We start from the raw sequence: 13,173 nt of genomic DNA, 5'->3' as shown, positions 1-13,173 counted from the left end.
GGTTTCCGGCCGCCTTTCCTACCGCTCAGGTACCGGTCCGCAACGCCGATACAACCCACCGAGCGCGGCCCTCCCCCGCCGCGCCGGTGGCGACGAGGAGAACCGACCATGGCCGGGACCCAGGCCGACACCAGCGCGGGCAGTGCCCGGCTCACCCTGATCGGCGCGGCGCTCGTGATCGGCCTGCTGGTGACCGGCGGACTGGTCTGGCAGCGGCACGTGGCGGCGATGCCGGCGGCGGTCGCGGCGTGGCAGCGCGGCGCGGTCGCCGTGACGCCGGAGGAGACCGGCGCGGCCCGGCTGGAGGTCACCGGCATGACACCCGGCGCGGCCCGCGAGCACTGCGCGACCGTGCACTACACCGGCGGCCCGGGCACGGTGGTCCGGCTCTACGGCGCGAACCACGACCCGGCGGACGGGCGGGTGCGGCTGACGATCACCACGGGCAGCGGGCCGTCGTGCTCCGCGTTCGGCGAGGCGGTCACGGTCTACCACGGCACGGTCGCGGACTTCGCCACCACCCGCACCGCGTACGGCACCGGCGTCGGGGTCTGGCGGCCGCTCGCGGGCGAGCAGTCACACCCGTACGGCTTCAGCTACGCGACGGACACGGCCACGCCGGCGGACGCGCGCGTCGACTTCGTCTGGGAGGCGCGCACCGATGACGTCCGCTGACTCCCGCGGCGGGGTGCGGTTCGCGGTCGCGGCCGCCGCGGTCGCCGCGCTCTTCCAGACGCTGCTGCTGATCTGGCCGGCCTCGGGGGCGGCACCCATGGGTCAGGCCGTGCTCTGCGCCGCGCTCGGCTGGGCCGTCGTCGTCTACCTCCGGGCCGCACGCGGACGCCGGCACGGCCGGTTCTGGATGTGGGCGATCGCCGCGGCCGGGCTGGTGCTGTGGCTCGCCTCGAACGTGATGATGCTGGCCGCCGAGGCGACCGGGCGGCACCTGGTGCCGCACGCCGTGGTCGCGCTGCCCACGCTGGTCATGTTCGCCTGCGCGTTCACCGCGCTGCTGATGCTGCCGACCGCGCCGGAGGGCTGGGCCGGCAAGCTGCGGATGACGCTCGACGGCGTGCAGATCAGCACGGCGCTGCTGATGCCCGGCTGGATCCTCGCGGTCGAGCCCGCGCTGCACGGCGACACGTTCCAGTGGGTCAGCATCTCGTACACGATCGGCTCGCTCGCGGTCCTCGCCGTGGCGCTGCTGCTGCTCTCCGGCGCACAGGGACAGCCCGCGCTCGGCATGCTCAGCGGCGCGGTGTCGCTGGCCGCGATCTACAACCTGATCGCCACCTACCTCACGATCAACACGTCGCTGGCCCCGGACCGGTACCTCGACGGCCTGATGCTCCTGGTGATCCTGCTGGTCGCGGGCACGCCCCGCATGCCGCTGGGCACCGGCACGGACACCGCCTGGACGCCGCGCCCGGTCGTGGGCGGCTGGCTCATGCCGTACCTGCCGGCCGTCGGCAGCCTGACCATCGGGCTCGCGCACGTGCTCGCCGCCCGCCACTTCGACCTGGTCGTGGTCGGGCTGGCCGCGCTGATGATCGTCGCGATCCTGACCCGGCAAGGGCTGAGCCTGTGGATGACCGCGCGGCTCACCGCGGAACTCACCGAGCAGCGGCAGCGCCTGGCGCACCAGGCCGCGCACGACCCGCTGACCGGGCTGGCGAACCGGTCCGTGTTCGCGGAACGACTGGCGGCGGCGCTGGCACCGGGCGGGGACGGCGTACCCGCGCTGCTCATGGTCGATCTGGACGGCTTCAAGGCGGTCAACGACACGCTCGGCCACGGCGCCGGCGACACGCTGCTGATCGAGGTGTCGCGGCGGCTGGCCGCGCTCACCCGCGGCGGTGATACCGTGGCCCGGCTCGGCGGCGACGAGTTCGCCGTGCTGCTCGCCGACGCGGACGCGGACACCGCCGCCGGCCTGGCCGAGCGCCTGCTGGCGGAGCTGACCCGCCCGGTCCGGGTCGACAACGGCGACGCCTCGGTCGGCGCCAGCATCGGCATCACGCTCAGCGGCACCGACTACCTCGACGACCCGGGCCGCATGCTCCGCGACGCGGACCTGGCGCTGTACGCCGCGAAGGCGGACGGCAAGGGCCGCCACCGGTTCGCGGACGAGGCCCTGATCGCGGAGTCGCTCCACCGGCTGGAGCTGGACGGCGAGCTGCGCAACGCGCTGCTCCGCGACGAACTGCGGATCCACTACCAGCCCGTGGTCGACCTAGGCACCGGCCGGCTCACCGGCGCGGAGGCGCTGCTGCGCTGGCAGCACCCGCAGCGCGGCCTGCTCCCGCCGGCCATGTTCCTGCCCGCCGCCGAGGCGAACGGCCTGCTCCCCGAGATCGACCGCTGGGTGCTGCACCAGGCCGCGCGCCAGGGCCGCGAGTGGCAGGGCGACGCCGGCTTCTCGGTCAGCGTCAACGTCACCGCCGGCCACGTGCTCTCCGGCCGCCTGGTCCAGGACGTCCGCGAGGCCCTGCACGGCTCCGGACTCCCGGCCGAGCGTCTCGTGCTGGAACTGACCGAGACGTCGCTGCTCTACGATCTGGCCGGCGCCGCCGTCACGCTGACCGAACTGGCCGACATGGGCGTGCGCGTGGCGCTGGACGACTTCGGCACCGGCTACGCCTCGCTGAGCTACCTGCAGAACCTGCCGATCCACGCCATCAAGATCGACCGCTCCTTCGTCCAGCGCCTCGGCGACGACTCGACGAGCTCCGCCGTCACCCAGGCCCTGGTCAACCTGGCGGAAACGCTAGGCATCTCACAGATCGCGGAGGGCGTGGAGACCCCGGACCAACTGGACCGGCTGCGGGGGTTGCAGTGCGCCTTCGGCCAGGGCTTCTTCTTCTCCAACCCCCTGCCACCCGAGGAACTCTCCAAGGTCCTCGCGGACGAGCGCGCTGCCGCCACCCCCTCCTGATCCGCCCTCGCCTCCCGCCGACCGGCAGTCTTCGATCCTCCCGCCCTCCGGCGGCCTTCGGCCCTACCGGCTTCCCGCCGCCCTCCGCCTGCGGCCTCCGCCGCGCTTCGGCCCTACCGGTCTCCGGCGCCCTTCGGCCCTACCGGCCCCGGCGCGCTTCCGCCCTACCGGCCCCGGCACGCTTCCGCCCTACCGGTCTCCGGCGCGCTTCCGCCCTACCGGTCTCCGGCGCGCTTCCGCCCTACCGGTCTCCGGCGCCCTTCGGCCCTACCGGCCCCGGCGCGCTTCCGCCCTACCGGTCTCCGGCGCCCTTCGGCCCTACCGGTCTCCGGCGCCCTTCGGCCCTACCGGCCCCGGCGCCCTTCGGCCCTACCGGTCTCCGGCCCCTACCGGCCTGTCTTCGGCTCCTCCGGCTTCCAGCAGCCGCCGCCTCCGGCTTTTCGGCGCTACCGGCTTCCAGCAGCCCTTCGCCCTGCGGTTTGCGGCACCCCTTCGACCTTCCCGCCTTCCACCATCTTTCGGTCCTCCGGCTTCCGATGCCTTCCGATCCTCCTGGCTTGCGCGGCCTCGACCCTACGGCTGTCTTCGATCTGCCTCCGGGCTTCGGGCGGGAGACCGTTCGCGTGCCCGGCGGGGCATCTGCCCCGATCCCACTCGATCAGGTTCGCCGTTTGACTAGACGACCCGCCGTCGGCCTGCGGTAACACTCGCCACCGGCCCGACCACAGCGCGCCGAAGGGCGGCGATCCCGAGTCACCGCCAGGACCGGCGCGGCTCAGCGGTCGTGATCTTCCGCGGAGTCGCGCGATCCCCACTTTGTGAGGCGTAGGCACGTTATTCGGGCCGAATAACGTGCCTACGCCTCACAAAGTCACAGTGGACGATCATGCTCGCCCAAGATATGCCGAAATTTCGGGCACGGAGTGCCCGGTTCCCGCCTGGACCGTCTCCCGACGCCCCGGCACAGGTCCCGATCTCCACGCACGGAAGGCGCAGCGAGCATCGGCTGCGGGAGGGCTGACGGGACTGCGGTGGGTGGCGTTCCCGAAGGCCGCGCTGACAGCGCCGGCGCAAGCCGCGCCGCTAATCACGCGAAGTCCGGCCGCAACGCGGCTCAGGCCAGGCCTGCCGCGCCGCGACTTACCCTAGGCCGGCTTCGCCCGGCTCACGCCAGACCAGCCGCTCCATGCCTGGCGCCAGGCCAGCCGCTCCGCGATTTACACCAGGCCGGCCGCTCCGCGACCTACGCCAGGCCGGCCGCTCCGCGACCTACGCCAGGCCAGCCGCTCCGCGATTTACACCAGGCCAGCCGCTCCGCGACCTACGCCAGGCCGGCTTCGCCGGCTCACGCCAACCCAACCGCGCCGACACTTACGCCGGACGAGCCGCGTCGCAACTCACGCCCGGCCAACCCACCGCAGCTCACGCCGGACCAGCCGCGCCGCCTCCCACGCCGGGCCAACCGCACCACACTCACGCCCGGCCAACCCACCGCAGCTCACGCCGGACCAGCCGCGCCGCCTCCCACGCCGGGCCAACCGCACCACACTCACGCCCGGCCAACCCACCGCAGCTCACGCCGGACCAGCCGCGCCGCCTCCCACGCCGGGCCAACCGCACCACACTCACGCCCGGCCAACCCACCCCAGCCCACGCCAGACCAGCCGCGCCGCCTCCCACGCCGGGCCAACCGCACCACACTCACGCCCGGCCAACCCACCCCAGCCCACGCCGGACCAGCCGCGCCGCCTCCCACGCCAGACCAGCCGCACCACAACTCACGCCAGACCAGCCGCACCACAACTCACGCCGGACCAGCCGCGCCACAACTCACGCCCGGCCAACCCGCCCCAGCTCACGCCAGACCAGCCGCGCCGCCTCTCACGCCGGGCCAACCGCACCACACTCACGCCCGGCCAACCCGCCCCAGCTCACGCCGGGCCAGCCGTGCCGCCTCCCACGCCGGACCAGCCGGGCCGCGGATTATGCCAGGCTGACCGCGCCGCGGCTCATGTCGGGTCAGGCGCATCGTGGTCTGCGTGCGAGCAGGGGTGCCGCGACTCAGGTGGAGGAGTCGGGTTCGCCGTGCTGGCAAACCGGGGCGCCTCGCGATCGGCAGCGGCCACGTTACTGGGGCTGGTCGTCCTGGGTGGGGGTGCGGCGGAAGATGAGGTCGTAGATGCGGCGGTGGGCCGTGATGCCGCGGCGCTCGAACTTGGTCATGGGGCGGTGGTCGGGGCGGGGGGCGAAGCGGTCGAAGTCGTTGGTGAGGCCGGGCTCGGCGGTCATCGCGGTGAGCATGGCCTCCGCGTACTCCGCCCAGTCGGTGGCGCAGTGGAGTATGCCGCCGGGGCGCAGGCGGGAGCGGAGCAGGCCGAGGTGCGCGGGCTGGATGAGGCGGCGCTTGTGGTGGCGGGCCTTGGGCCACGGGTCGGGGAAGAAGACGTGGATGGCGTCGAGCGAAGCGGGGGCGAGCTGGTGGCCGACCAGCGTGAGCGCGTCACCGAGGGCGACGCGGACGTTGGTCAGGCCGCGGCGCTCGGTCATGCTCAACAGGTTGCCGACGCCGGGGGTGTGCACCTCGACGGCGAGGTAGTCGCGGTCGGGGTCGGCGGCGGCCATGGCCACGGTCGCCTCGCCCATGCCGGAGCCGATCTCCAGCACGGTGGGCGCCTCGCGGCCGAAGAGCGCGGCGAGGTCGAGCGGCAGCGCCTCCGCCGGGTCGAGCGGCACGTCGACGCCGTGGCTCTCCCACAGCCGCTCCAGCGCGTCGTGGTGTTTCGGACTCATCCGGCCCCGGCGGGGGTGGAACGTCCGCACCCGGGCGGGAGGCAGCGCGTTGATCTGCTCGGCCAGCGCGTCCATCTGCTCGGACAGCTGGAGCGCGTCTGCAAGATCAGTGTTCGTCTCGATACTCATCAGACCCAAGACAATACCCAGGAGGTACGACGGAAGCGCAGCTCCCGCCGTACCCCCGGTGCGGTTTGATGGTTTTTTGTGGTTGTTTATCCGAAAGTGCAGGTGGTGGTAGGGGCAGGGTTACTCTGCGTCCACGACCCGATGAAGCCCACCGTGGTAGAGGCGCCCGGAGCCAGCGCGCCGTTCCACTCCGCGTTGCTCACCGTGACATCGGCACCCGATTGGGTGACGTTTCCACCCCACATCTGCGACACCCGCTGACCCGCGCCGAACGTGAATCGCGCGCTCCAGGACCGGCTGGCCGCCGCGCCGGCGTTCGCGACCGTGACCTCACCCTGGAAGCCGCCCGCCCACTGCCCGACGATCTGGTACGTCGCGGCGCACCCGGCGCCGGGCGGCGAGACGGACGGCGTGGCTGATGGCGTGGCGGACGGCGTGCCGGCCGGGACCCCGGTGATCGCCTGGACCAGCGGCGCGAACCACCGGTCGGCGATCTTGGCGTCGCCGGCCGCGTTCGGGTGCACGCCGTCGCCGGTGTCGGTCGCGGGCACGAAGCCGGTCCACTGGTCCACCACCGTGATCGGCGAGGCGGCCGTGCTCCTGGACGCGGCCCACGCCGGGATCGCCGCGTTGAACGCCACGGTCCGCGCCGCGCACTCGGCACAGCTCGGCGGGTCCACCGGGATGATCTGGGCGACCAGGATGCGCATGGCAGGGTTGCTGGCGCGCATGTGATCGACCAGCGTGCTGAACGCGGCCAGGATCGTGGCGGGCGGGATGTTGCTCCAGACGTCGTTCGTGCCGAGGTGCATCAGCACGACGTCCGGGTCGGTGGCGGACAGCCAGCCGGGGAGCAGCGACTGGTTCGCGATGTTCGTGGCGAGGAAGCCGCCGTGGCCCTCGTTCTCACCGTCGTAGGCGAAGCCGCAGCCCTGTGGCGGCAGCGTGCCCACGAAGTCGGTGTCGGTGTGGCCGGCGGTCTGGAGCTGCCGCCAGAGCAGCGCGCGCCAGCAGCCGGGCGAGCCGGTGATCGAGTCGCCGAGCGCCATGATCCGTACCGGATCGGCGGCGGTTCGGGGTTGTCGGTCCACCTCGGCCAGCGCGGGCTGGATGGTGATCAGCGCGAGTACGGCCGCGGTGATGGTGACGATGGTGGCGAGGATGCCGGGCAGGCGGGGGCGTCGTCGTGCGGGCATGACTCATCTCCGAACGGGTCGCTGCGGGTTCCGGAAGGCGCTGCCGCGGTCCGCCCGGGGGGTGGGCGGTCGGGGCGGCAGCCGGGCAGCGTGGCGAGACTCCCGACGGCTGGTGGGGGGAGGCTTTGCCCTGCCTCCCGCACGACGGGCCGGTACGGCTCCGGCGCCATCATATGTCAACGATCGTCTATGGGCGGGGGTCGGGCTGCGAGCCCTGGCGCAGCGCCACCCGCGCGCCGCCGTCGGTGTCCAGCCGGAAGAGCCAGGACCGGCCGGCGCGCTCGCCGGTGACGTACGCGGTGCGCGTGGTCTGGTAGCTCAACTCCCGGTCGCCGGGCAGGCCGAGCGTCCGCTTCGCCCCGGTGGCCGGGTCGTACTCGATCACGGACAGCTTCGCCGAGGTGGCGGCCGTCCAGGTGAGGCGCGCGCCGTCCGGCCGCCACGACGGCACGGTCGCGAACCCGCTCCCCTGCCCGCCGCCGCCGAACGTGGCGACCGCGCGCTCCTTCGCGCCGGCCACCGTGCCGATGGTCAGGCACGCGTCGAAGACGGACTCGCACAGTCCGCCGCGGAACGCGATCCGGGTGCCGTCCGGCGCCCAGGAGACCGTGTCGTCCACCGCGATCCGCTCCGCGATGGTGCCGCCACGGGCCGGTTCGGGCTTCTCCGTGGGCAGCGGCTGACCCTTGCACTCGGCCGGGAACAGCACCTCGGGACGACCCTTCCCGGTGGTGGCGATGCGGTAGACGACCGGCCCACCGGTGCAGCCGGGCGCCGCGAACGCCAGCCACTTCCCGTCCGGCGACCAGTCCGCGCCGCCGGACGGGTGCCCGTCGAGCGCGCGCTGGCCGCTGCCGTCCGCGTTCATGATCCAAAGGCGGTTCTTCAGCAGGTACGCGATGCGCGTGCCGTCCGGCGACCAGCGCGGCCGGGCCGCGCCGCCGCCCTTGGTGAGCTGCTTCTCGGCGCCGTCACGCAGCAGCAGGACGTTGCCGTCGCGCACGAAGGCCAGGTCCGGCGTCGTGGCGGCCCGCGCCCGCGCGGTGGTGGCGGTGAGCGTGGTGATCGCAACCGTGGCGGTCAGCGCGACGGCGGCGCCGCGCACGATGCGGGATCGGCTGAGGGTCTTGCGCATGACGGTCTCCCGGGCTCGCGGCTCCGCGCTCCTGCATATCTCCACGGGGAGACGATCGTCGCAACCGAACGGCACCTGAGCGCTTCCCGGTTGGCACCCTACGACCCCAGTCGGTCAATTCGGCGTAATCACCCCAAATCGGGCGGGTCGCGGGGCGGGAGTGGGCGGCTGGGCGGGATCGCGCCGCACGGGAGTGACGCTCGGCCCGCACGGAGAGCGCGCGGCCCGCGCCGTTCTGGCGCGGGCCGGGACGCCGGGCGTTACGAGGCGGCGGACCACATGGCGGCGAAGGCGGCGGCCTCGCCGGTGAGCCAGCGGTCGATGTCCGCCGGCCGGGTGGCCGGGTCCGCGCGGAAGACGGCGCCGCGGCGGACGTCGACCAGGACCGGTTCCGCGTGCGGGAGGATCTGGTCCATGTGCGCGGCCATCAGGTGCAGCGTGGCGACCACGGCCTCGTCGCCGGGGGGCGTCTCGTCGAAGTGCAGGCGCACCGCCTCGGCGCGACCTCCCTCGTACCGCAGGCCGAGGTGGGGGTTGATTTTGACGGGCAGGCCGCCGATCACCGCGAGCGCGTCGCGGGTCTGGGCGAGCCACACCTTGTCGAGGTCGCCGAGCGTCTCCAGGTAGCGCGCGGCACCGGCGGTGGACGCCTCGTAGAGCGGGCGCCAGCGCGGCTTGACCGCCTGCACCACCGCGGCCAGGTGGGTGCCCGGCGTGCGGAACTGGATGTCCGCCTTGAGCGCCTTGACGAGCTGCCCGTGCGGGTTGAATCCGGACTTGGTCTGCCGCGCCCGGCGCAGCCCGCTGACGAACGAGGCCTTCTTCGGCCCGGTGCGGCCGACGTAGCGGGTGAACGAGAGCATCGTCGCGTACGGCGTGAGATCGGTCTCCAGAGTGGGCACGGTTGAAGATCCTCCCTGGTGGGGTGGCGTCTTTCGTACACACATACTAATCGACGGGTACGACATTTCCCACCCACGGTGACGGCATGGCCACAGCCCGCCCGCACCAAGATTGATCATGGCCCCTTGTCCGGGGATTTCGGGCGGCGGTACGCTGCGCTGGCCATGGTGCTCGGGAAGCCGGTGTGATTCCGGCGCGGTCCTCGCCACTGTGACCGGGGAGTGCCCGTTCCACCCTCGCCACCGGATCCGCGCGGATCTGGGAAGGCCGGGGCGGGCGTGATGATCCGGGAGCCAGGAGACCGGCCATGGCGTCGCATCACATCGCCACGAGGCATGGACGAGAGGATCAACCATCATGCCGCCGACCGTTTCCACCGGTGCCGACGTCGTCGCTCCGATCCGGGTCCCGCTGATCGCCTGGCTGCTGGCCGTCGTCGCGCTGGGCGTCGTCTACCTGCTGCTCCAGGAGAACGGGCTGGTCACCACCGGCCAGATCGCGGCGTACCTGCACGAGTTCACCCACGACGGCCGGCACGCGCTCGGCGTTCCGTGCCACTGACCGCGGCACGGGACATGACCACGCCCACGCTGGGCGGCATCCTCCGGCGCGGCGCCCTCGCGGGCGTCGCGGCCGGCGTGGTGGCGTCGGTCGTCGCGTTCGCCGTCGTCGAGCCGGTGATCGCGCGGGCCCTCGCGGTGGAGGAGGCCAGGTCCGCGGGCACGCCCGCGGAGGAGCCGCTGGTCGGCCGCGCCATGCAGGTGGCCGGCGGCATGGTCGCGGCCGTCGCGGTCGCGGTCTGCCTGGCGCTGGTGCTGGCCGTGGTGTTCGCGACGGTGCGGCACCGGCTCCCGGCCCGCACCGACTTCGGCCGGGCGGTGCTGCTGGCCTTCCTCGGGTTCGTGTCGTTCTCACTGGTCCCGGCGCTGAAGTACCCGGCGAACCCGCCGGCCGTCGGCGATCCGGACACGGTGGGCGCGCGCACCGCGCAGTACCTGTCACTCATCGCTGCCGGCGTGGCGATCGCCTGGCTGGCCGTGCTGGTCCGGCAGGTGCTGGTGGAGCGCGGGTGGTCCGCGCCGCTCGCGGTCACCGGCGGCGTGCTGGCCGGCGTCGCCGGCTACCTCGCGCTCATGCTGATCTGGCCGGGCGGCACCGTGGAGATCCCGGCGGACGTGCCGGCGCGGCTGATCTGGGATTTCCGGGTCGCGTCGCTGGCCGAGCTGACCGCCATGTGGGCGACCATGGGCGCCGTGCTGGGGCTGCTGCTCACTCCGCGTACGGGCGGGCCGGCCGCCCGGGCCGACGGGAGCACGTCCGCCACTGGTCTGTGATTTGCCGGTTTTGAGGTGGCTCGCCGCTTTAACCTGAGGGGGCAGGAGCAGGCCCGACGAAGGGACACGACCGGTGGCGACGACGACGGCGCCCGACGCCACCGGTACGGACGCGGACTGGGTCCACCTCGCCCGCCGCTCGCTGTCCCAGGAGGCCGCGGACCGGATCGCGGAGCTGGCTGCACGGGCCGCCGGCGCGCCGACCGGCCTGGTGCAACTGCTGGAGGGCCGCCGCATTCTGATGAGCGGCGGCTTCGGCATGCCGGCCGCCTGGGCGAGCCTGGACGCGGTGCCCGCCGCCTCCACGCTCGCCCGCATCATCTTCGACTCCGGCTGCCCGCTCGTGGTCAACGACGTGCACGACGACGCGCGGGTACCGCCGGACGCCCCGGTGCGCCAGGCGGACGCGCGCGCCTACCTCGGCTACCCGGTGCGGTCCCGGACCGGCGCGATCGCCGGCGTCTGCGCGGTGGTCGACTACCGGCCGCGCGAGTGGACCGCGGCGGAGCAGTCCGTGGTCGGGCACGCGGCCGAGGTGTGCGGCACGTTCGTGGCCGAGCGGGAGGCGCTGCGCATCGCGGACCGGCACCGGCGCTTCCTGGACGCGGTGCTGGACAACCTGCACGACGGCGTGGTCGCCTGCGACGCCGACGGCCGCCGGGTGCTGATCAACGCGCCGATGCTGCGGTTCACCGGCCGGACGCCGGAACCGTTCGCGCCCGGCACCCATCCCCTGGACTTCGGGCTCCGGCACGCGGACGGGCGGCCGATGGCGCCGGACGACACGCCGCTGTCCCGCGCGTTCCGCGGCGAGGAACTGCACGGGCTCCAGGTGCTGGCCGACTCGCCGCTCCAGCACCCGCGCGTGCTGCTGGTCGACGGCCAGCCGATCGCGGACGCGACCGGCAACCGGCTCGGCGCCGTGATCGCACTGCAGGACGTCACCGAGCTCAAGCGCACCGAGCGCTTCCGCGACTGCGAGCTGGCGGTGGCGTCCGCGCTGGCCGAGGCGGCGGGCGCGGCCGAGGCGGGTCCGCGCGTGCTGGAGGCGGTGGCCGGCACGCTGGGCTGGGCGCACGCGGAGCTGTGGCTGGTCGACGGCCCCGGCGGCGTGCTGCGGCCGGCCGCCCGGTGGAGCGCGCCGGGCAGCGTGGCACCGATGCACGTGCCGGACCAGCTCGCGTACGGCCAGGGCATCTCCGGCAAGGCCTGGCTGACCGGCGAGCCCGTCTGGATCCGCGACCTCGCGGCGGACGGCGAGCCGCTGCTGCCCGCGGACACGGTGGAGGCCGCGAAACTGCACGCCGCGCTCGCCATCCCGGTCCGGTCCGGCACCGGCACGCTGGGCGTGCTGGCGTTCTTCGCCGAGGTGGTCGAGGACCCGGAGGACGCGCTGGTCGCGCTGCTGGCCGGCATCGCGGCGCACGTCGGGCAGTTCCTGGAGCGGCGCCGCGCCGAGGACCTGGAGCTGCAGCTGGCCCGCAGCAAGGACGAGTACCTGGCGCTGATCGGGCACGAGATGCGCACGCCGCTCACCTCGATCAGCGCGTACACCAGCCTGCTGCGCGACGCGACCCCCGCCCAGCTCGCCGCGGACGGCCCCGCGCTGCTCGAGGTGATCGACCGCAACACCACGCTGCTCCGCGGCATCATCGACGACCTGCTGGACCTGGCAGCGCTGGACACCGGCCACGCGTCGGTGCAGCTCACGCCGTGCGATCTGGCCGAGGTGGTACGCGAGGCGGCCGACGCCGCGCAGGACGCGCTCGCCGGCGCTCGGTCACCGATCACGCTACGGGTGAACGCGCCGGACGAGTTGGTGCTGCCCGGCGACCGGCTGCGGCTGCGGCGCGTGCTGGACAACCTGATCGGCAACGCGATCAAGTACAGCCCGGACGGCGGCGAGGTCACGGTCACGCTCGCGGCCGACGGCGACTACGTCGCGGAACTGGTCGTGGCGGACCAGGGCATCGGCATCCCGCCGGAGGAACGCGACCGGCTGTTCTCCCGCTTCTACCGCAGCTCCCGCACGCGCGACCGGGCGATCCCGGGCAGCGGCCTCGGCCTGGCGATCAGCCGCGCCATCATCGAACGCCACCACGGCACGATCGCCCTCCTCCACCGCGACTCCGGCACCGCCTTCCAAATCCGCCTCCCCCTCAACACCTCCGACTGACCCCACCACCCCGCCCCGCCCCGCCCCGCGCGCGCTGGGCGCGCTGGGCGCTGGGCGTGCTGGCGCGCTGGGCGTGCTGGCGTGCTGGGCGCGCTGGGCGCGCTGGGCGCTGGGCGCGCTGGGCGCTGGGCGCGCTGGGCGCTGGGCGCGCTGGGCGCTGGGCGCGCTGGGCGCTGGGCGCGCTGGGCGCTGGGCGCGCTGGGCGCGCTGGGCGCGTTGGGCGCGCCGATCTAGGGCGGATTGCAGCGTTTCGATCTCCAATCGCGTGAATCCGCCCTAGATCGACGCGGCGGAGGGTGGATCGACGGGCACGGTGCGGCGCGCGGCGGCAGAGGCCGCAGGAGAGGAGCTGCCAGTGCGGACGCGGGAGGGACGACAGGTGCTGAAGTCGCGGTAGAGCCAGCCGGTGCTGACGCCGCGCAGGAAGGCGCGGAAGCGGCGCCGCGGCGTAAACGGCCCGACGACGGAAACGGCGCCGCGGCGGAAGCGGCCCGGCGGCGGAAACCAGCCCGACGACGGAAACCGGCGCGGCGGCGGAAACGGCACGGCGACGGAAGCTGTCTAGGAGGGCCGGC

9 protein-coding genes and 1 riboswitch are annotated in these 13,173 nt (G+C 73.8%); of the genes, 5 read left to right on the top strand and 4 right to left on the bottom strand.

The window, feature by feature from the left end; translation table 11 throughout:
• The first annotated feature begins 108 nt into the window (after nt 1–108).
• Complete coding sequence (locus tag J2S41_RS03405) at nt 109–675, top strand: hypothetical protein (RefSeq protein ID WP_310362906.1); 567 nt, start codon at nt 109–111, stop codon at nt 673–675.
• Nucleotides 662–2,935, top strand: coding sequence for a putative bifunctional diguanylate cyclase/phosphodiesterase (locus J2S41_RS03400; protein WP_310362904.1), 2,274 nt, complete (start codon nt 662–664; stop codon nt 2,933–2,935). Before J2S41_RS03405 ends, J2S41_RS03400 begins: the two co-directional genes overlap by 14 nt.
• 2,127 nt (nt 2,936–5,062) lie before the next feature.
• Here J2S41_RS03400 and trmB read toward each other — a convergent pair.
• The 4 genes from trmB to J2S41_RS03380 form a co-directional block, all read right to left on the bottom strand.
• Nucleotides 5,063–5,800, bottom strand: coding sequence for a tRNA (guanosine(46)-N7)-methyltransferase TrmB (gene trmB / locus J2S41_RS03395; protein ID WP_310376259.1), 738 nt, complete (start codon nt 5,798–5,800; stop codon nt 5,063–5,065).
• Between the two features lie 140 nt (nt 5,801–5,940).
• On the bottom strand, nt 5,941–7,050 hold the full coding sequence (locus tag J2S41_RS03390) for a cellulose binding domain-containing protein (RefSeq protein ID WP_310362901.1): 1,110 nt from the start codon (nt 7,048–7,050) through the stop codon (nt 5,941–5,943).
• 187 nt (nt 7,051–7,237) lie between these two features.
• The gene (locus J2S41_RS03385) at nt 7,238–8,185 is read right to left on the bottom strand and encodes a TolB family protein (RefSeq protein WP_310362899.1); all 948 of its coding nucleotides are present in this window, start codon (nt 8,183–8,185) and stop codon (nt 7,238–7,240) included.
• Nucleotides 8,186–8,445: 260 nt separating this feature from the next.
• A complete protein-coding gene (locus tag J2S41_RS03380; protein WP_310362897.1) occupies nt 8,446–9,132 on the bottom strand; it encodes a hypothetical protein in 687 nt (228 codons plus the stop codon).
• A gap of 104 nt (nt 9,133–9,236) precedes the next feature.
• Nucleotides 9,237–9,412, top strand: a riboswitch (cobalamin riboswitch).
• Between the two features lie 33 nt (nt 9,413–9,445).
• Here J2S41_RS03380 and J2S41_RS03375 point away from each other — a divergent pair.
• The 3 genes from J2S41_RS03375 (at nt 9,446) to J2S41_RS03365 (ending at nt 12,598) form a co-directional block, all read left to right on the top strand.
• Nucleotides 9,446–9,649, top strand: a complete 204-nt coding sequence (locus tag J2S41_RS03375) for a CbtB domain-containing protein (RefSeq protein WP_310362895.1) — start codon at nt 9,446–9,448, stop codon at nt 9,647–9,649.
• A gap of 14 nt (nt 9,650–9,663) precedes the next feature.
• Nucleotides 9,664–10,422 carry a CbtA family protein gene (locus J2S41_RS03370; protein WP_310362891.1) on the top strand — a complete coding sequence of 253 codons (759 nt, stop codon included), beginning with the start codon at nt 9,664–9,666 and terminating at the stop codon, nt 10,420–10,422.
• Nucleotides 10,423–10,495: 73 nt separating this feature from the next.
• The gene (locus tag J2S41_RS03365) at nt 10,496–12,598 is read left to right on the top strand and encodes an ATP-binding protein (protein WP_310362888.1); all 2,103 of its coding nucleotides are present in this window, start codon (nt 10,496–10,498) and stop codon (nt 12,596–12,598) included.
• The last annotated feature ends 575 nt before the right edge of the window (nt 12,599–13,173 follow it).

The sequence above is a fragment of the Catenuloplanes atrovinosus genome, from assembly GCF_031458235.1.
GTDB classification, from domain to species: domain Bacteria; phylum Actinomycetota; class Actinomycetes; order Mycobacteriales; family Micromonosporaceae; genus Catenuloplanes; species Catenuloplanes atrovinosus.
This window is presented reverse-complemented; position numbering and strand designations above follow the sequence as displayed.

Bases quoted from the DNA above. Each gene is read 5' to 3' on its own strand.
- J2S41_RS03405 (WP_310362906.1), top strand. From the start codon at position 109: ATGGCCGGGACCCAGGCCGACACCAGCGCGGGCAGTGCCCGGCTCACC.
- J2S41_RS03400 (WP_310362904.1), top strand. From the start codon at position 662: ATGACGTCCGCTGACTCCCGCGGCGGGGTGCGGTTCGCGGTCGCGGCC.
- trmB (WP_310376259.1), bottom strand. From the start codon at position 5,800: ATGGACGCGCTGGCCGAGCAGATCAACGCGCTGCCTCCCGCCCGGGTG.
- J2S41_RS03390 (WP_310362901.1), bottom strand. From the start codon at position 7,050: ATGCCCGCACGACGACGCCCCCGCCTGCCCGGCATCCTCGCCACCATC.
- J2S41_RS03385 (WP_310362899.1), bottom strand. From the start codon at position 8,185: ATGCGCAAGACCCTCAGCCGATCCCGCATCGTGCGCGGCGCCGCCGTC.
- J2S41_RS03380 (WP_310362897.1), bottom strand. From the start codon at position 9,132: ATGTGTGTACGAAAGACGCCACCCCACCAGGGAGGATCTTCAACCGTG.
- J2S41_RS03375 (WP_310362895.1), top strand. From the start codon at position 9,446: ATGCCGCCGACCGTTTCCACCGGTGCCGACGTCGTCGCTCCGATCCGG.
- J2S41_RS03370 (WP_310362891.1), top strand. From the start codon at position 9,664: ATGACCACGCCCACGCTGGGCGGCATCCTCCGGCGCGGCGCCCTCGCG.